Here is a 17,425-nt window from a genome sequence, read left to right as displayed (position 1 = left end):
CTACGGGGAAGGAATTTAGCGGATGCCCCGTAAACCCTCGCCCAATCGAGCGGGGATATAAGGGGTGCTAATCTGATGCGTTTGCGAGCCAGCCTATGTCTTCAGTGTCTCGATAGTCGCGCCTGCCGCACGTCAGCAGCGGTTGTTGATTTCACTGGCACGCGCTATAACTGTGCTTATATACAGACTGTGTTTTTAATCATGAAAAGAGCCACAAAAGTACGTATTTACCCCACCGACGAACAAGCGGCATTCCTCAATGCCCAGTTCGGCGCGGTGCGGTTTGCGTACAACAAAGCCCTTCATATTCAGCGGCACATGTTCCAGCGCCACAGGGTTTCACTGAAACCCAAACGCGACTTGAAACCCCTGCTCGCTGTGGCAAAAAAATCGCGCAAATACAGCTGGCTGAAAGAGTACGATTCACAAGCCTTACAGCAGGCGGTGATCAACCTGGATAAGGCATTCGCCAATTTTTTCAACCCCAAGCTCAAGGCCAGGATGCCCACCTTCAAGAGCAAGAGAGGCAGGCAATCGAGCTACCACCCCAATGGCAAAGTGCTGACCGATGCCATCCTGTTACCGAAGATGACGCCCATCCGAGCTGTCATTCACCGAGATATTATCGGCGTGGTCTCCAGTATCACGGTCAGCCGTGGCCCGACAGGGAAATACTATGCCTCCATCCTTTGCGATGATGGCCGTGAGGCTCCCGCCAAGCCCTCCCTCATCACAGAGGTGACAGGCTATGATATGGGGCTGTCCCACTACCTCATTGCGTCGAGTGGCAAAAAGATGGCCAACCCGCGCCATCTTATCAAGGCCAGTCGCAATCTGCGGCGAAAGCAAAAAGCACTGTCTCGCAAGAAAAAAGGCAGTGCCAATCGTAGTAAGGCCAAATTACAGCTGGCCGCCCTGCACGAGCGGGTAGCCAATGCTCGCGCTGATTTTCAGCACAAACTCTCTCGCACGATAGTTGACGATAACCAAGCGATCATCGTGGAGACGCTTAAAACAACCAATATGATGAAAAACCACAAGCTGGCCCGCGCCATTGGCGATGCTGGCTGGTATGGTTTTATCATGAGGCTGGAGTACAAAGCCCAAGCGGCGGGCCGCCACCTAATCAAACTCGATCAGTGGTTTGCCAGCTCTAAACCATGTAGCGAGTGCGGCCACAAGATGCCGGAGATGCCACTTCACCAGCGACAGTGGGTATGTCCAGCGTGTGGGGCAGAACATGACCGCGACATCAACGCGGCCATGAACATTCGACAGCAAGGAATATTGGAATTAAAAGCGGCGGGGCTCGCCGTTTCTGCCCATGGAGGCCAGCGTAAATCCGTCAATCTGACGGTAGCGGCCTAAGAAGTGGGAAGCCTCGCCGCTTGCGGCGGGGAGCAGTCACAAGAGATAGCTCAATTGTGCACCAGCCAGCCAGGCATCGCCCTCGGAGTAACCGTTGAAATCGGAGCGATAGATCAGAGCTTGGCCATTGACAACGATCGGTTGGCTCAGGCTCTCATGGACATGGACTTGCTTACCATCAATAAAGGTGAGCCCCAGATCTACCGAGAGCGCTTTGTTGTGGCGATAGCCGAGACCGGCACTGTACCAGACGCGGTCGGCATCGGGGATGGAGATGGTACGACGATCGGCTGGCACCGGGCTCTGGTCATAGGCAATACCGGATCGCAGTTGCCATTTTTGATCCAGCTGATAGGTCATTCCCAGAGCGTAGCGCCAGCTATCTTGCCAGTGCTCTTCTTTGATTGGCAGGGGGCCTAGGTGAGCGAGATTGGCAGTCAGAGATTCAAATTTGCTCCAGTCAGTCCAATTGAGGCTACCGTGCAGGGCCAGGTGCTCTGTCAGATCGTGATAGAAAGCGGCCTCCGCAGTGGCTGGCAGCGGCAGGATCAGATTGCCCTGATCATTGACGGTGACAAATTTCCCCGGCGCTACAGGCTTGCTCACGGTCGCATCGCCGTTGAGCTTGAGATTGACACCGTTGCGATAGGAGAGGCCGATACGGGTCTGCTTGCTCGGCGCCAGCAGGATGCCTGCATTCCAGCCCAGCGCGCTGCCATCCCCTTTTACATGCTTGGCAATCACGTTTTGACCATTGGTGAGCGTCGTGGGATAGGTACCACCCACTTCCCCTTCGCCCTGAATGATGGAGAGTCCGGCGCCGATGGAGAGCATGTCGTTGAGGCGATAAGCCAATGCTGCACCCACATCGACTGTCCTGATGTCGGACACATTGCCAAAATGACCGGCGTCATAGCCCTGAGGCATCTCAATGCCCAGCCCGTAGTGGGAGGTGGCAGAGAGCCCCAGACTCAGACGTTCGTTGATCGGGGTGATGAAGTAGAGGTTGGGGATCCAGGCATCATCCGCGATATCGTTGGCACTGGCATTCTGGGTGCTGAAAATGTCGTGCACCTGACCACTGATATTGACATCCGGTTTCAGGTAGATAACGCCACCAGAAAGAGCAGGGCTACGAAAACGGGTGATAGCACCGGGATTGCGGCCCAATACTGAGGCATTGTCCGCAATAGCGGCCTCACCGGCAAAGGCGCGGCCAAGACCTGTGGCTGACTGCTCCGCTAACTGGTAGCCAGCGGCGTGGGCCTGAGTGGCCACAATCAGCAGGGCGAGCACGGAGGGTTTGATGATGGGATGCATGGCAAAATCCTGGCTGTTTCCCGAAGGTTCAATGGGTCATATGGATGGAGGCAGGATTTTATATGGTATGACCAGTAAGGCAACGGTAATGGCCGGTATCTGGAGAAAACAAGATTTAATGCTGGGATGGTGCACTCTAATAGCTTGATTAAAAACAAAAAATAAACACGTGTGTGCTACATGTGTGCGCTGAAATGGGTTTTGCAGATAAAAAAAGAGCGCCTGACGGCGCTCTTTCCATTCTATCAATAATCAGAACTTCATATTGAAGCCGGCAGAGGCCAGGAAGGCGTTGCCGTGGGAGGTGCCTTTCCAACGCAGGCTGTCGGAGTGGTTACGCAGACCTTCGTTGACATCCACTTCCTCGCCATCGATATAAGTCAGACCAAAGTCCAGGCTCATATCCGGGCTGAAGTGATACGTAGCACCGGCGCTGTACCACATCCGGTCTGCGTCTGGAATACTCAGGCTACGGTACTCAGCTTCGATCGGGGTGTTGTCATAGGCAAAGCCCAGACGCGCTTCCCAGGCCGGGTTGATATACCAGGTTCCGCCGATGGAATAACGCATTGCGTCTTTGAATTTTTCGGGTTTTTGCAGACAGACACCGTTTGCGCACTGAGAGCTGGTTGCTTTCAGCTCTTCAAATGCGCTCCAGTCTGTCCAGTTGACCGAGTAGTGCACGGCAAACTGCTGATTCAGACGGTGGTAACCGGCGAACTCGGCTTGCGCTGGCAGATCCAGCTTCAGGTTGCCATCCACGGTGCGATTCCGAGAGGTTGCGCCTTGGAAGTCACCGTCAAAGCTCATATCGACTTGTGAACGGTAGGTCAGTGCGAAGCGATGGTTTTCATTGACTTCATACAGGGTACCAACGTTCCAGCCAAAGCCCCAGGTATCGCCTTTCAGGTGAGCCAAGCGAGTATTTGTCGCCAGCGGGCCACCTTGGCTAGGTGGGTTCAGCGGGCCCAGCAGACCGGCATAGCGGTTGAGTTCGGCGGCACCGTAAACGGCGTTGATACCGGCACCGACACTGAATTGCTCGTTGATGCGATAGGCGATGTTCGGGTTGATATTGAAGGTCATCAACTCGGTATCACCAGCACCGGCACCGGCCGGGAAGGTTTTGGAGTACTCGGTGGAAAGACCGTAGTTAGAGAAGAGGCCGATGCCCCATGCCCACTGGTCATTCAGCGGCTGAATAAAGTAAGAAGCAGGAACGAAAGCTGCTGGCGCAATGTCATTTTCGCTGGCTGGAGCCATCTTATTCGCGCCAGCGTAAACAGCACCATCAACATCCACATCCGGTTTGATGTAGGTGCCGGAGACAGAAACCGCCATCTTGTCGAAGGTGGTCATGGCGGCCGGGTTACGGGCCAGCACGGAGGCGTTATCGGCAATCGCCGCTTCACCGGCATAGGCGCGACCCAGACCGGAGGCCGAATGCTCGTTCAACTGGAATGCCGCAGCATGGACTTGACCGGTGGCCAGCGCGATGGTGGCGGCAATCAGGCTCTTCTTAAACATAGTTGTCGTCATGGAATTCTCTCTTGTAGGCAGATTTTTTTGCCGATATTTGGCTGCACGTTCAGTGCAAACCTCGACAAAATCCGTTTTTATTTCAGCTTCTTCCCAATCAATTCTGGTGTGATTCTATGGATCTGGTAGGAGGTAAGAAATCAGACCAGTCACAGCAGAATACATAAAAGTGACCAATGTGTTAATCATTTGTTTTAACTAGATGTTTAATTCATCATTTTCAGGCGATAAAGGCGGATTATTGACCGGGATTGCTGATCCCCGTCACAAAAATAATTTTGTCGATTTTTCGAAATTTTGAGGCAAATGAGTGACAAAGGGGAGTAAACAGGGGGGGAACAGGCAGCGGCTGGTGACCGCCGCCTGCTATTCAGGACGGGTCTGACGTTGTTAACCGGCGATGTTAAATGGCCCACTGCAGACGTGACTGCAGGGCGTTAGCAACAGGTGCAAGTGGCTCTTTCATCTCGCCAATCAGTACCATATTGGCGCCTTTGAGCTGGACTATCTCCCCTTTGAGGGTGCCATCTTCAAAGGTGGCCTGTTGCAGGGTTAACGGAACATGTTTGGGCACTAAAAAGAGGGTGACTGGCCCCATCTTTCCCTGGATCACCATGTGCAGGGCTGGTCCCTGATAAAACGAGCAGTGATTGACATAGGTCACCTTGAGCCCATCCATCTCGCTTAAGGTGGCGCCATACTTCTCCATCTTGGCATTGATGTTATGCAGATCGACCTGCTCATCGACACCTTCGATAAAGGGTTCTTCGCCATAGACATGAGCCATCGCCACCTGTGCGAGGGAGAGTGCCGCAGGAGTCTCTGGTAGCGTGATCCAGCGGGTGCTCATTCCCAGCAGGAAGGCGACCGATGCGGCCAGGGCGATCTGGCGCCAGGATGTCGATGTCCGGATCTTGACTGGCGCCGTGCCAAGGGGGCGGGTTGGCGGCATATCATCTTGCGTGTCACTCTCTTGCTGCATGGCTTGCCTGAGCAGGATCCGCTCGGCCAGTCCGGCGGGGACCTCTACCTGCATGGTGCGCTTGAGGGCTCTGTCGAACTGTTGCATTTCGTCGAGGTAGTTCCGATTGGTCTGGCTGGCTTCAGCGGCCTTGAGAAAGTCCGGCTGTTGATCGTTGGGCTGGATCATGGCGTTGCGGCGAAATTCGAGTTCATCCATGTCCGTGTCCTCTTGCTTGGTTCTTCTGCTCCAGCGCCTCCTTGATCTGGTTGCGGGCGCGAAACAGTCGGGTCATGACGGTGTTCTTGTTGAGGCCGAGCATCTCGGCAATCTCTTCACCACTGAATCCTCCCACGACTTGCAGCAGCAGTGGCTCCTGATACTCCTCGGGCAGCCGGGCGATGTGACGGTGCAACCACTCGTTCTCCATCTCCTGCTCGCTGTGCAGTGCATCGTGCTGGGGTTGAGGGTGATCGTCGAGATCCACCAGCTCCAGCTGTTTGCGTTCAAAGCGGCGGGCGTTCTCCCGTCTGAGGATGGTGATCAGCCACCCCTTGGCCGCCTTGTCATCCAGCAGGGTGTCGATAGCCTTCCAGGCACGCAGGAAGGTCTCTTGCACCAGATCTTCCGCCACGTTGGGATCCCGGGTCAGCCAGTAGGCATACCGGTAGAGATCGCCGTGCAGCGCATGAACCAATGCTTCAAATTTGGTTTGTTTGTCAGCCATAGGATCAGAGACCGGCGAAGTGGCCGGATCATTTCCACCAATATGCTGCTGAGCACGTTTTTTTCTAAAAAACAGCAGTGCCATAGGGCAATCCTTGTCAGGGGGCGTGGCGGCGGGAGCGGGAACTCCCGTACGCCAGCAGGTAAATCAGGTGCGCAATACCGGTGGTTTCATCGGCCATGAGGGTACGCGCCAGAGCGCGCCACTCGATGGGCGGACCAGAACAGGGCCGGGCAAAACAGGCTCGCTCGAGTTCGCCGAGCGCGTTGCCGACCCGATTATGCCCAGCGTCAGGCAACTGGCCTAATTGATAATAGGAGACCTGCCAGCGCAAACTCGCCCATTGGATCAGTGCCTTGCGACTGGCATCCGGCTGGTGTTGGCCAAGGGCACGTTGCAGTCGATAGAAGGCGCGCCAGCGGGGCCCGTGGCGCCATAGGGCACGCAGTGCCAGGGCCAGCACGACCCACCAAAGGCTCTCTCGCAGTGTCATTTGTGATCGCTGCTGATCAGGTTGCCGATTTGTTGTTGCCTGAAACGTCAGCGTGATGGCGGGCAGGCTGGCCTGCTCAATCCGGCCGCTTTGGGTATTAAACCAGGGCAGGTCAATCGGGGGCAGCAGATAGTTGCCACTCTGCTCCGCGACCAGGGTTTGGCGCCACTGTCGCTCAAACAGCAGCTTGCCATCTCGGTAACGCTCCTGCTGTTGTTCGCCATCGGGATGAGCCTGTATGCCAGTGGGCAGTTGATGGGCCAGCAGGGGGGTAAGCTGGATCTGACCGCTGTCACCATTTTCCATGGTCAGGGTGAGGATCCGGATCAGCGGTTCACCCACTTCTCCCTTGGTGGCCGGTTCAAGCCGTTGGCTCAGGGTCAGCCGGGTGGCGATCGGCGTGGCGGGGGCTTTGTCGACCCGAACCTCTAGCGGTGCCGCGCGGGCCGAGAGTCGTTGCGCTTTTCCCCCTTGCTGCGTGAGCTGCCCCTGCAAGCGGGGTGAGTCGAGGTACCAGAGCCCCGGCGCTTTTGCCTGAACGAGCCAGCTGCGGGTGAGCCTGCCGGGCAGACCTGCCTGAGCGGGGGCGATCCACTCGTCGCTACCGAGGCGACGGATGGTGAAGTGGGCAGAGCTGAGCTCGCTCAGGGCCGGGTTTTGCATGCTGGTGGGCAGCCAAAGGGTCAGCCGGTAGATCACCGGCTGGCCGGGATAGAGCGGACCCTGATGATCAAGGCTGGCCTGCATCTCGAGGGGCGAGGGGGCTGCGGGCTGCGGCAGTGCGGCTGTTTTCGCCTCTCTTAATGGCAATCTCAATGGCAATGTGAGCGAGGGGGTGAACTCATTTCCCAGCTTGAGCGGGGCAATCACCACCTCTGCATTCGCGGGTGAATTGCTCTGGTGCAACGGGATCTGCCAGCGGGTCAGTTGTTGAACCGGGGTGGTTACCCGGCTCATGGTCACTCTACCGACTGCAAACTGGCGCAGTAGGGGGGTGATCTCCAGCTCACTGCTCTGGCGCTCGCCATCCGCTTCGATGATCAGCAGCCAATCGCTGCGGTCTGCCCCCGGCAGCAGCTCTGCGCGAGGCGGCAAGGCCCAGCAAAATGGACTCGCCAGTGCGAGCAACAGCCCCCATCCTGCCCGCGTCACCAGGGCTCCTCCACCTTGATGAGATCCCGGCGCAGCGCCTCTTTGCGCAGTCGTTGCTCCAGTAGCAACACCGGGGGAGAGGGGGCTGGGGCATTGCCGTTGCCTGCTGTTCAGCCGCTGGTTCGGGCTGCTTGCTGTTGCTGTTGCTGGTGTCGGGAGCGGCCGCCGCGCTGCCCTGTAACAGAGAGAGGTTATAGCGCGCATCTTCATGGCCGGGCTCCAGCGCCAGAGCGGCCAGATAGGCCTCTTTGGCTGCGGCAAACTCCCCCAGTTGCAGCAGGGCATTGCCGCGGTTGTAGTGGGCAGTGGCGCTCGCTACTTCCTGATAGGCTGAGATAGCTTGTCGGTAGGCTCCGGCCCGATACCAGGCGTTGCCGCGCCAGACCGGATCGTTGAAGGTGCGGGCAGCCCGCTGAAAATCCCCCTGTTGATAAGCCTGCAGCGCTTGCAGGTCTACCCTCTCTGCCGCTTGCAGGTCTTGTGGCGAAAGCAGCTGCGCTCCCACCATCAGCGCCATCATCAACCGGGCGCCGACTCTGGCCAGCAAGGCGAGCGGTAATAAAGGGATCAGCAGCCAGGGGCCAAGATCCAGTGGCGCCGGGGTGAGGGCCGAGGTAGTGGCTGGCAGCGGCGCAAAGTGGGGCGCTTCGCTGCCAAGCCACTGCAGCTCACCGCCGAGGCGATTGGCCAGGGCGGCAATGGCCTGACTATCGGGGGCGGGCAACTGCGCGGGCATGCGGGTGGCAAACCCCAACTCATTGGCCGGAATGGCGGGCATGGGGGCCGGTTGACCGCTGTTGGCGAGCAGAATATCGAGGCGAGCCGACTGGGTGTCGCGGCAGATAAGGCGCTGCTGGCAGGGCCACAGGGCGGCGATCTGGGTCATCTGATTCTGGGTGAGGTCGTCGGTGATCAGCAGCAGACGCGCCTGTTCACCGGGAGCAATCTGCTTCATGGCAAGCTCAATGGCCCGTGCCGGGTTGCTGCCCTGCAGCGGCATGATATCGGGGCGCAAGTCGGGCAGCAGCAGCGAAAGGGCCTGATGATCCCGGGTGGGCGGCATGGCGAGGTAGGCATCGCCTGCGTAGAGGATCAGCGCAATGCGTTCGCCCTTGGCGCGGCTCAGCAGTTGCTGCAACTGCCATCTGACCCGGGTCGCCCGATCCGGTTTGAGATCGGTGGCGGTCATCGAGCGTGACAAGTCCAGCAGCCAGATATCGAGCGGCGCCGCAGGCTGCTGTTGTAGCTCGCCACGCAGTGCCGGCCCGCTCAGGGCCAACATCACGGGCAGAGTTGCCAGCCAGAGCCAGGGGCGCTGAGGGCGGGAGGCTGGCAGCAGATAAGCCTGCATCGCAGGCGCGAGCAGCGGGGGCTGGCGGCGACGGTGCCATCCTTTCCAGAGCCAGGGGATGAGTGCGAGCAGCCACAGGGGGCGTAACAAGATCAGCTCCATCTGCGCGCGCCTCGTGCCAGCCAGCTACGCACCCTGCGAAACTCCAGCCTGCCGTGTCCTGATGGCAGAAGCAGCAAGCCACAAAGCAGCGCCAACGGCCAGGGGTAGAGCTCGATCACCGGTTGGTACTGGGCAACCGGCATGGGGGCAGGTTCAAGGGTATTGAGGGTCGCGTTGATGGCATCGAGATCGCTCTGGGTGCGCGCCCGAAAGTAACGCCCCTGGCCTGTCTGTGCCAGCTCTTTCAGGAGCGGTTCGTCCAGTTCACTGCTGGGGTCGGCCTGACCGCTGCCTGCCTCATCGTAGGGCTGGATAAAGGCATCGGGATCGGCCCCGACCCCCAGCGTATAGATCCGTATTCCCTGCGCTGCGGCGAGTTTGGCCTCCTGCAGCGGATCCGCGTTGCCTGCGGTATTGCGGCCATCGGTGACCAGCAGCAGGGCGGTGGGGCGATGGCGATCCCCATGCTGACGGGCCAGCTGGATCGCCTCGCCAAGGGCGGTGGTACGGCCGACCAGATCAAAATCGAGCTCGTCGCTCAAGGTCAACAGCGCCGGGATCTCCTGAGTAAGCGGAGAGAGCAGGTAGGCGTGATCGGCAAAGACGATAAGGCCCACCCTGTCTCCAGCCCGTTTGGCGATCAGCGCCTTGATCTGTTGGCGCACCGCCGACAGCCGCGCTTGCTGTTCGCCGTTGTCGAGCATATCCGGAGTACGCATGCTGTCTGACAGGTCCACCGCCAGCAGCAGATCCCGACTCCCTTCATATTGGATCACCGGTTCTCCCCACCACTGGGGGCGGCAGAGGGCAAGAATGAGGGCGCACCAGAGCAGCATGGCGCGCCAGAGCGGCAACCCGGCCTGGGGACGCAGCAGGACAAACCCGGGGTGAGCCAGATAACCACGGCGCAGGGGCGGCAAGCCAAAGCGCACCAGCAAGGGCAGCACCAGCGCCAGCGCAAACCAGGGCCAGGCCAGGATCATGGATGCCTCCGCACGGCTTTACACCTTGAGCGGGGAGAGCGCTGCAAGAAAAGGGTTTGACCCCAGCGCCGATAATGTTGCCGCAGCTGTTCGCACTGTTCGCTGCTCGGGTTCTGGCTGCCATAGAGCCAACTGCTCCAGTGAGGCGAGAACTGGCTGAAATCGCTGCCGCCGTGTCGATCGACAAAGGCGAGCCACGCCTCTCCTTGCAACTGGCGCGCCTCGGGCCAACGTTGCAGCGCTTCATGACGCAGGGCCTCCTGTATGCGTGCCACCAGCAGTGCCGGATCTCCCTCCAGCTGACGACACCAGCGGCGGTAACGTATTGCTCTGCGGCTAATCCGGACGATCAAAAACAGAAGAGAACCGGCGATCAGCAGCCACAATAGCGCCTGCACTCTGGGGTCAAGACTCTGTTCAATCAGATCCGGTCCCGGGTGGATATCGCGCATCAGGGCAGCCAGTGGCGGAGTAATGGCCTCGGTGGCGGGGCTGGCGCTGTCGAGGTCGGCGGGTGAGATCATCCCTGATGACATAACCCCTCCTGCCACTGCTGTTGCAGCGTCTGGCTGTTATCGAGCAGATAGAGGCGCTGCACCAGCGGTAACAACTGTTGCTTGCCGTGAGCCAGTTGCTGCTCGGCGGCTTGCCGGTAGCGGTGGGAGAAACCGCCATGGCCACCATCCAGCCAGCCCTGATAGTGCTGCCCTGGCCGATCGATGGCTACTGGCAGCTGGCCGTCAGGCGGAAGGGCTGCTTCAAGGGGATCGCGGATCTGCCAATAGTGAATATCGTGGCGCCGTGACAGTTGCTGCAGTTGCTGACAGAGTGCCGACTCGCAGGGTCTGTGGTCGGTGATGATCGTCAGCTTGGCACCGTGGGGCAGCTTCATGCCGGACAAGGTGTCGGCCAGCGAGTGAGAGAGCGCCCGTCGTGCCAGCCCTTGCTGATAGTGATGGCAGAGAGATTCGAGCAGGGGCAGCACGCTGCCGCGCTGGCGCTGGTGTTGGGGGATAAGCCCGTGGCAGATCAGGGTGTTGTGCTGCTTCTCTCCTTGCCAGATCAGGGCTGCTGCCAGCTCGCACCCCAGGCGCGCCTTAAGCTGTAGCGTGGAGCCGAAATACATGGCGGGAGAGAGATCGAGCAGCAGCCAGTGCGCCTGATCCAGCTCCTCATTGTAGAGCCGAGTATAGGGACGACCGAGGCGAGCCGTCACCCGCCAGTCGATATGACGAACCTCGTCACCCGCCTGATAGGCACGCAGCTCCCGAAATGTGAGCCCGGGGGAGCGGCCCGGTTTGCCGCGTTCGCTGCTGCTTAGACCTGTTTTCGGCCTGGCTCTGGCGTTGGCCCAGAGTCGGATATTGAGCAGCCGTGGCAGCGACAGGGCGATGTCGGGATGGTGGTCCGGCGCTAGGGGCATGGCACCTGATCCAGCAGTTGGGCGATCAGGATGTCATTATCCAGATTGTCGGCCAGAGCCTGATAACTGGGGATAAGGCGGTGGCGCAGCACCGGATAGGCCTGCAGCTGGATATCTTCCGGCAGCACATAGTCACGTCCGGCGAGCCAGGCGCGGGCGCGGGCGGAGCGAGCCAGCCCCAGCGTCGCCCGGGGGCTGGCCCCTACGGCAATCAGCGGCTCAAGGGCAGGGTACAGGCCGCTGCCCGGGCGGGTGGCGCAGACCAGCTCCACCAGATAGTGCTCCAGTCTGCTTTGCATGGTCACCGCCAGCACCTCGCTGCGGGCTTGTTGCAAGCAAGTCTGGCTCAGGGTCACTGGCGCCGGGCCAAGTTGTTCGCCGCTGGCGTTGAGCTGCAAGATGGCGAGCTCCATGGTGGGGCTCGGGTAATCCACCATCAGCTTGAGCAAAAAGCGGTCGAGCTGAGCCTCCGGCAGGGGATAGGTGCCCTCCTGCTCGATGGGGTTCTGGGTAGCGGCCACCATAAAGAGGGGTGGCAGCCGCCAGCTCTTTTTACCCACGGTGATCTGGTGCTCGGCCATGGCTTCCAGCAGCGCCGATTGCACCTTGGCCGGCGCCCGGTTGATCTCGTCCGCCAGCACCAGATGGTTGAACAGGGGACCGGGCTGGAATACAAAACTGGCATCCTGCGGGTGGAACACCTCGCTGCCGGTCAGATCTGCCGGGAGCAGGTCAGGGGTAAACTGGATACGGGCAAAGCGCCCCTCGACGGCGCCAGCGAGCGCCTTGACGGCGCGGGTCTTGGCAAGACCGGGAGCCCCTTCGATTAACACATGTCCTTCACATAACAGGGCGATCAGGAGCCCTTCTATTAGCTCCTCCTGCCCCAGGATCTGACTGCCAAGATAGTCCCTAAGCGCGCTGAACTCGGCCGCTGCCATGCGATAAACCCGTTGTTTTTATGGAAGATGATCTTTTTATACCCCAGTTGCTCCCCAAGGGCGAGCTACGGGGCCTTACCGCGCTTCATTTAGTTTCAATCAGCTGTATGAAACTTGTGATTGGATTGTTAAGATGTGGCGCAATGAGGTCAGACCTCTACCTTATAATCTTTGCGTTTAACCAAGGAGCCAGGATGAAACAGCCATTGAAACTGACGACTCGCCAGGGCGAACGGATTGCCGTCGTGGCGGGGCTGCGAACCCCTTTTGCCAAGCAGGCGACGGCCTTTCATGGCGTGCCTGCAGTTGATCTCGGCAAACTGGTGGTGAGCGAGCTGCTCGCCCGCACCGATCTCGATCCCATGCTTATCGACCAGCTGGTGTTTGGTCAGGTGGTGCAGATGCCGGAAGCCCCCAACATTGCTCGCGAGATCGTGCTCGGGACCGGCATGAGCGTCAATACCGATGCCTATAGTGTCTCCCGCGCCTGTGCCACCAGTTTCCAGGCCGTCGCCAACGTCACCGAATCCATCATGGCCGGCACCGTGGATATCGCCATCGCTGGCGGCGCCGACTCCTCTTCTGTGTTGCCTATTGGGGTGAGCAAGACGCTGGCTCGCGCTTTGGTGGATCTCAACAAGGCGCGCAATTTACAGCAGCGCTTCAATATACTGCGTCAGTTGCGGGTCAAGGATCTGCTGCCGGTGCCGCCTGCGGTGGCCGAGTATTCCACCGGCCTCTCCATGGGGCAGACGGCTGAGCAGATGGCCAAGAGCCACCAGATCAGCCGCGAGGCGCAAGATGCGCTGGCTCACCGCTCCCACACCCTGGCCGCGCAGGCCTGGGCTGATGGCAAGCTCAGTGGCGAGGTGTTTACCGCCCATGTCCCGCCCTACAAGTCGCCGCTGGAGCGGGACAACAATATTCGCGAAAGCTCGGATCTTGCGAGTTACGCCAAGCTCAAACCGGTGTTTGACCGGGTCCATGGCACAGTGACGGCGGCCAATGCCACCCCGCTGACCGATGGCGCCGCCGCTGTGTTGCTGATGCGCGAAGGTCGGGCGAAAGAGCTGGGCCTCGAGCCGTTGGGCTATATCCGCAGCTTCGCTTTCTCAGCCATCGATGTGTGGCAAGACATGCTGATGGGCCCCTCCTACGCCACCCCGCTGGCGCTGGACAGAGCTGGTATCACGCTCAGCGATCTGACTCTGATCGACATGCACGAAGCCTTTGCCGCCCAGACTCTGGCCAACCTCAAAATGTTTGCAAGCACCGAGTTTGCCCGGGGCAAATTGGGCCGCGATCAGGCCATCGGCGAGGTGGACATGGAGAAGTTCAACGTCCTCGGTGGTTCGCTGGCTTATGGCCACCCCTTTGCCGCGACCGGTGCGCGGATGATCACCCAGACCCTGCACGAGCTGCGTCGTCGCGGCGGGGGATTGGGGCTCAACACCGCCTGCGCGGCGGGTGGATTGGGCGTGGCTATGGTGTTGGAGGTTGAATGATGAGCGCTAAGACTTTTTCCCTGGATGTTCGTAAAGATGGTATCGGCATCCTCACCATGGATGTGCCGGGCGAGAGCATGAATACCCTCAAGGCCGCCTTTGTGGAGGAGATCCGCACCGTACTGGCCGAAGTGAAACGCAACAAGGATTTGATCGGTCTGGTGATCACCTCCGGCAAGAAGGACTCCTTCATCGCCGGCGCTGACATCACCATGCTGGCCGCCTGCACCAGTGCCAAGGATGCCGAGACCCTGTCGCGGGAAGGGCAGGAGATCTTTGCCGAGATCGAGGGGCTGACCATTCCGGTGATCGCCGCTATCCACGGCCCCTGCCTCGGTGGCGGGTTGGAGCTGGCGCTGGCCTGTCATGGCCGGGTGGTGACCGATCACGGCAAATCTGTGCTGGGATTGCCGGAAGTTCAGCTCGGTCTGCTGCCGGGCTCTGGCGGTACCCAGCGTCTGCCGCGCCTTATCGGGGTGGCCAAGGCGCTGGATCTGATGCTGACCGGTAAGCAGGTGCGGGCCAAACAAGCCAAGAAATTGGGGCTGGTGGACGATGTAGTGCCACCCTCCATCCTGCTGGAGGCTGCCATCAAGCTGGCCAAGAAGGGCAAACCGCGCCATCAGTTGAAACGGGATCTGCAGGGCAAGGTGCTGGAGACCAACAAGCTGGGCCGCAAGGTACTGTTCGATCAGGCCAGCAAGGGGGTGAAAGCCAAGACCCGTGGCAATTACCCGGCGCCGGAGCGGATCCTCGAGGTGGTGCGCATCGGCGTGGAGGAGGGGATGAAGGCCGGTCTGGCCGCCGAGTCCCGCCACTTTGGCGAGCTGGTAATGACGGCTGAGTCTGCGGCCCTGCGCTCTATCTTCTTTGCCACCACCGAGATGAAGAAAGAGGTCACCTATCAGGGGGCCGAGCCGCGCAAGGTGGCCCATGCCGCCGTGCTGGGCGGTGGTCTGATGGGCGGCGGCATCGCATTTGTCACCGCCACCAAGGCGGGCGTGCCGGTGCGGATCAAGGATGTGGCGAGCGCCGGGATCGGCAATGCCATGCGCTATAGCTACGACATTCTGGCCAAGAAGCTCAAGCGCCGTCACATCCTGCGCAGCGAACTGGAAAAGCAGATGAGCCTGCTGACCGGCACCCTCGACTACTCCGGTTTCCACCGGGTCGACATGGTGGTGGAGGCGGTGTTTGAAGATCTCGCGCTCAAGCATCAGATGGTGAAGGATGTGGAGCGCGAGTGCGGTGAACACACGGTGTTTGCCTCCAACACCTCTTCACTGCCCATCAACCAGATTGCGGCAGAGGCGGCGCACCCGGAGCGGATCGTCGGGCTGCACTATTTCAGCCCGGTGGACAAGATGCCGCTGGCGGAGATCATCCCGCACGCCGGCACCAGTGCCGAGACGGTCGCCACCACCCTGGCCTTTGCTCGCGCTCAGGGCAAAACGCCCATCGTGGTGAAGGACGAAGCCGGTTTCTACGTCAACCGCATCCTGGCCCCCTACATGAACGAAGCGGCGCGACTGGTGCTGGAAGGGGAGCCGGTGGAGGTGCTGGATAGCGCACTGCTGGACTTTGGTTTCCCGGTTGGCCCCATCACCTTGCTCGATGAGGTGGGTATCGATGTGGGGGCCAAGATCTCCCCCATCCTCGAGAAAGAGCTGGGTGGCGAGCAGTTCCAGGCGCCCAAGGCGTTCGACAAGCTGCTGCAAAATGATCGCAAGGGACGCAAGAACGGCAAGGGCTTCTACCTCTACGGCAAGGCGGCACCGCGCAACAAGCTGACCGGCAAAGAGGGCAAGAAAACGGTGGACGAGAGCGTCTATGGCGTGCTCGGGATCAAGCCTTCCGCCAAGCTGGCCCGTCAGGAGATCGCCGAGCGCTGCGTGCTGCTGATGCTCAACGAAGCGGCCATGGCGCTGGACAGCGGGGTGGTGGCCTCGGCCCGTGATGGCGATATCGGGGCCATCTTCGGCATCGGTTTCCCGCCTTTCCTCGGCGGCCCATTCCGCTACATGGACAAGCTCGGGATCGATCATCTGGTTGGCCGTCTGGAGTATTACCAGAAGCGCCACGGCGACCGGTTCGCCCCCTGTGCCCGCCTCAAGGCGATGGCCGCAGAGCAGCAGACCTTCTACTGATCACCGCTGCCAATTGACCGCAAGGTAAAGAGGCCCGCACACCATGCGGGCCGCTTTGTTTTGTTCGTGTGGTGTCTGCTTGCCGCCATGGTTATCTGCGGTCAGACACGGGTATTGAGGGTGCAATTTGAAACGGGATCGCTAGAATGAGCCTCTTTTTGACTGCAAGGCAGAGGCGCGCGTGCTGGCTCAACGTTTTCAACAACTGGATAGATTGCTCACCCGCTATCGGCGCTGGTGGCAATATCAGCCATACCATCACCAGGGCATGGCCTTCGTCGATGAGGCCCCTGAGCTGGCGGCGCAGTTAAATGCGCTGACGCTTGCCCAGTTGTCAGAGCTCGATGCCGACATGGATGCCCTCAGCACGCTGCTTGCCCCCTGGATTGCCGAAGGTGCCGAACTGCAGCAACTTAGCCAGCTAGCGTCTTTCACGCCAGAACCCATCACCTGCAGCAAGAAGATGGCGCTGCATATGCCGGGGCGCAAACAGGCCCAGATCGAGTCGTTCATCGCCTGTCTGCCGGCTCATCAGGGCCCCTATCTGGAGTGGTGCGCGGGCAAAGGCCACCTTGGGCGGTTGGTGTCGTGCCATCGAAAGGCTCGCATCCTGAGTCTTGAGTTGCAGGATAAGCTCTGCGTCGAGGGGCGGTTGCTGGCCGAGCGAGATGGCGCCGACATGAGCTTTACCTGTGCCGACGCCTTTGCGCCCGCGTCGGCGGCGCTGATCGCCCCCGAGCACCACGCCATGGCACTCCATGCCTGCGGCGAGTTACACACCCATCTGCTGGCGCTGGTTGCCGAGCGCAGTGCCAGCGGGGTAACCATCTCCCCCTGCTGCTATCACCTGATCCGCACTAGCCACTATCGCCCGTTATCGGCGATGGCCAGTGCCAGCGAACTGGTATTGAGCAAGACGGATCTCAAGCTGCCGTTGCAGGAGATGGTGACTGGCGGTGCGCGTATCGCCCGTCTACGGCAACTGGAAGTGGTATGGCGGCTTGGATTTGATTGCCTGCAGCGGCAGGTTCGCGGCGTTGATGAGTATCTGCCGGTGCCCAATATGCAAAAAAGTCTGCTTACCGGCAGTTTCGAGGCATTCTGCGCATGGGCGGCAGAGCGTAAGGGTATAACCTTGCCTGTCGGGCTGGATTACTGCGCATTACTGGCACAAGGGGAGCGTCGTTTTGGTGATGTTTTTCGTATGGAGCTGGTTCGACACCTGTTTCGTCGTCCCCTCGAGATCTGGCTGGCGCTTGATCGCGCGATCTTTTTACAAGAGCAGGGCTATCAGGTCGAAGTGGGGGAGTTTTGTGCCAAACCCATGACCCCGCGCAATATTTTGATCCGCGCAGTGCGTCGCTGAATATCACACGCATCGCGTCTTGACCATGACTGACAAGCTGCCTTTGT

The 17,425-nt window shown here is 59.8% G+C and carries 13 protein-coding genes and 1 pseudogene; 4 read left to right on the top strand and 10 right to left on the bottom strand.

Going from position 1 to position 17,425, the window contains the following annotated elements; genetic code table 11:
• Positions 1-201 precede the first annotated feature (201 nt).
• Positions 202-1,368: a transposase gene (locus tag NMD14_11585; protein XEI31434.1), complete on the top strand. Its 1,167-nt coding sequence runs from the start codon at positions 202-204 to the stop codon at positions 1,366-1,368.
• 36 nt (positions 1,369-1,404) lie between these two features.
• On the opposite strand, the gene NMD14_11580 is transcribed toward NMD14_11585, so the two are convergent.
• From NMD14_11580 to NMD14_11535, 10 genes and pseudogenes are all read right to left on the bottom strand, one after another.
• Positions 1,405-2,688, bottom strand: coding sequence for an OmpP1/FadL family transporter (locus tag NMD14_11580; protein XEI31433.1), 1,284 nt, complete (start codon positions 2,686-2,688; stop codon positions 1,405-1,407).
• 252 nt (positions 2,689-2,940) lie between these two features.
• Positions 2,941-4,227: a porin gene (locus NMD14_11575; protein XEI31432.1), complete on the bottom strand. Its 1,287-nt coding sequence runs from the start codon at positions 4,225-4,227 to the stop codon at positions 2,941-2,943.
• A 403-nt stretch (positions 4,228-4,630) separates the two neighbouring features.
• The gene (locus tag NMD14_11570) at positions 4,631-5,407 is read right to left on the bottom strand and encodes a DUF3379 domain-containing protein (GenBank protein XEI31431.1); all 777 of its coding nucleotides are present in this window, start codon (positions 5,405-5,407) and stop codon (positions 4,631-4,633) included.
• Positions 5,400-5,999, bottom strand: coding sequence for a sigma-70 family RNA polymerase sigma factor (locus tag NMD14_11565; GenBank protein ID XEI31430.1), 600 nt, complete (start codon positions 5,997-5,999; stop codon positions 5,400-5,402). The genes NMD14_11570 and NMD14_11565 overlap by 8 nt, the downstream gene beginning before the upstream one ends.
• A 13-nt stretch (positions 6,000-6,012) precedes the next feature.
• Positions 6,013-7,503 carry a hypothetical protein gene (locus tag NMD14_11560; GenBank protein XEI34755.1) on the bottom strand — a complete coding sequence of 497 codons (1,491 nt, stop codon included), beginning with the start codon at positions 7,501-7,503 and terminating at the stop codon, positions 6,013-6,015.
• Positions 7,504-7,556: 53 nt separating this feature from the next.
• Positions 7,557-9,013: pseudogene (locus NMD14_11555) on the bottom strand (VWA domain-containing protein).
• A complete protein-coding gene (locus NMD14_11550) occupies positions 9,004-9,996 on the bottom strand; it encodes a VWA domain-containing protein (GenBank protein XEI31429.1) in 993 nt (330 codons plus the stop codon). Before NMD14_11550 ends, NMD14_11555 begins: the two are co-directional and overlap by 10 nt.
• Positions 9,993-10,532 (bottom strand): DUF4381 domain-containing protein, encoded by a 540-nt coding sequence (locus NMD14_11545; protein ID XEI31428.1) that lies wholly within the window; start codon positions 10,530-10,532, stop codon positions 9,993-9,995. Before NMD14_11545 ends, NMD14_11550 begins: the two co-directional genes overlap by 4 nt.
• A complete protein-coding gene (locus NMD14_11540; GenBank protein XEI31427.1) occupies positions 10,517-11,419 on the bottom strand; it encodes a DUF58 domain-containing protein in 903 nt (300 codons plus the stop codon). The genes NMD14_11545 and NMD14_11540 overlap by 16 nt, the downstream gene beginning before the upstream one ends.
• Positions 11,410-12,360, bottom strand: a complete 951-nt coding sequence (locus NMD14_11535; protein ID XEI31426.1) for a MoxR family ATPase — start codon at positions 12,358-12,360, stop codon at positions 11,410-11,412. The genes NMD14_11540 and NMD14_11535 overlap by 10 nt, the downstream gene beginning before the upstream one ends.
• Before the next feature lie 194 nt (positions 12,361-12,554).
• Here NMD14_11535 and fadI point away from each other — a divergent pair, with 194 nt between their 5' ends.
• The 3 genes from fadI to NMD14_11520 all read left to right on the top strand — a co-directional run bounded on the left by fadI (position 12,555) and on the right by NMD14_11520 (position 17,378).
• Entirely contained in the window at positions 12,555-13,865 is a 1,311-nt protein-coding gene (gene fadI, locus NMD14_11530; protein XEI31425.1) for an acetyl-CoA C-acyltransferase FadI, read from the top strand.
• On the top strand, positions 13,865-16,012 hold the full coding sequence (gene fadJ / locus NMD14_11525; protein XEI31424.1) for a fatty acid oxidation complex subunit alpha FadJ: 2,148 nt from the start codon (positions 13,865-13,867) through the stop codon (positions 16,010-16,012). Before fadI ends, fadJ begins: the two co-directional genes overlap by 1 nt.
• A gap of 181 nt (positions 16,013-16,193) precedes the next feature.
• On the top strand, positions 16,194-17,378 hold the full coding sequence (locus tag NMD14_11520) for an SAM-dependent methyltransferase (protein XEI31423.1): 1,185 nt from the start codon (positions 16,194-16,196) through the stop codon (positions 17,376-17,378).
• The last annotated feature ends 47 nt before the right edge of the window (positions 17,379-17,425 follow it).

The organism is Aeromonas veronii, from assembly GCA_041319085.1.
GTDB classification, from domain to species: domain Bacteria; phylum Pseudomonadota; class Gammaproteobacteria; order Enterobacterales; family Aeromonadaceae; genus Aeromonas; species Aeromonas veronii_F.
The sequence above is the reverse complement of the archived record's forward strand: the minus strand, read 5'-3'. Positions and strand labels throughout refer to the sequence as shown.

Coding starts and splice junctions, on each gene's coding strand:
- NMD14_11585 (XEI31434.1), top strand. CDS start 202: ATGAAAAGAGCCACAAAAGTACGTATTTACCCCACCGACGAACAAGCG.
- NMD14_11580 (XEI31433.1), bottom strand. CDS start 2,688: ATGCATCCCATCATCAAACCCTCCGTGCTCGCCCTGCTGATTGTGGCC.
- NMD14_11575 (XEI31432.1), bottom strand. CDS start 4,227: ATGACGACAACTATGTTTAAGAAGAGCCTGATTGCCGCCACCATCGCG.
- NMD14_11570 (XEI31431.1), bottom strand. CDS start 5,407: ATGGATGAACTCGAATTTCGCCGCAACGCCATGATCCAGCCCAACGAT.
- NMD14_11565 (XEI31430.1), bottom strand. CDS start 5,999: ATGGCACTGCTGTTTTTTAGAAAAAAACGTGCTCAGCAGCATATTGGT.
- NMD14_11550 (XEI31429.1), bottom strand. CDS start 9,996: ATGATCCTGGCCTGGCCCTGGTTTGCGCTGGCGCTGGTGCTGCCCTTG.
- NMD14_11545 (XEI31428.1), bottom strand. CDS start 10,532: ATGTCATCAGGGATGATCTCACCCGCCGACCTCGACAGCGCCAGCCCC.
- NMD14_11540 (XEI31427.1), bottom strand. CDS start 11,419: ATGCCCCTAGCGCCGGACCACCATCCCGACATCGCCCTGTCGCTGCCA.
- NMD14_11535 (XEI31426.1), bottom strand. CDS start 12,360: ATGGCAGCGGCCGAGTTCAGCGCGCTTAGGGACTATCTTGGCAGTCAG.
- fadI (XEI31425.1), top strand. CDS start 12,555: ATGAAACAGCCATTGAAACTGACGACTCGCCAGGGCGAACGGATTGCC.
- fadJ (XEI31424.1), top strand. CDS start 13,865: ATGAGCGCTAAGACTTTTTCCCTGGATGTTCGTAAAGATGGTATCGGC.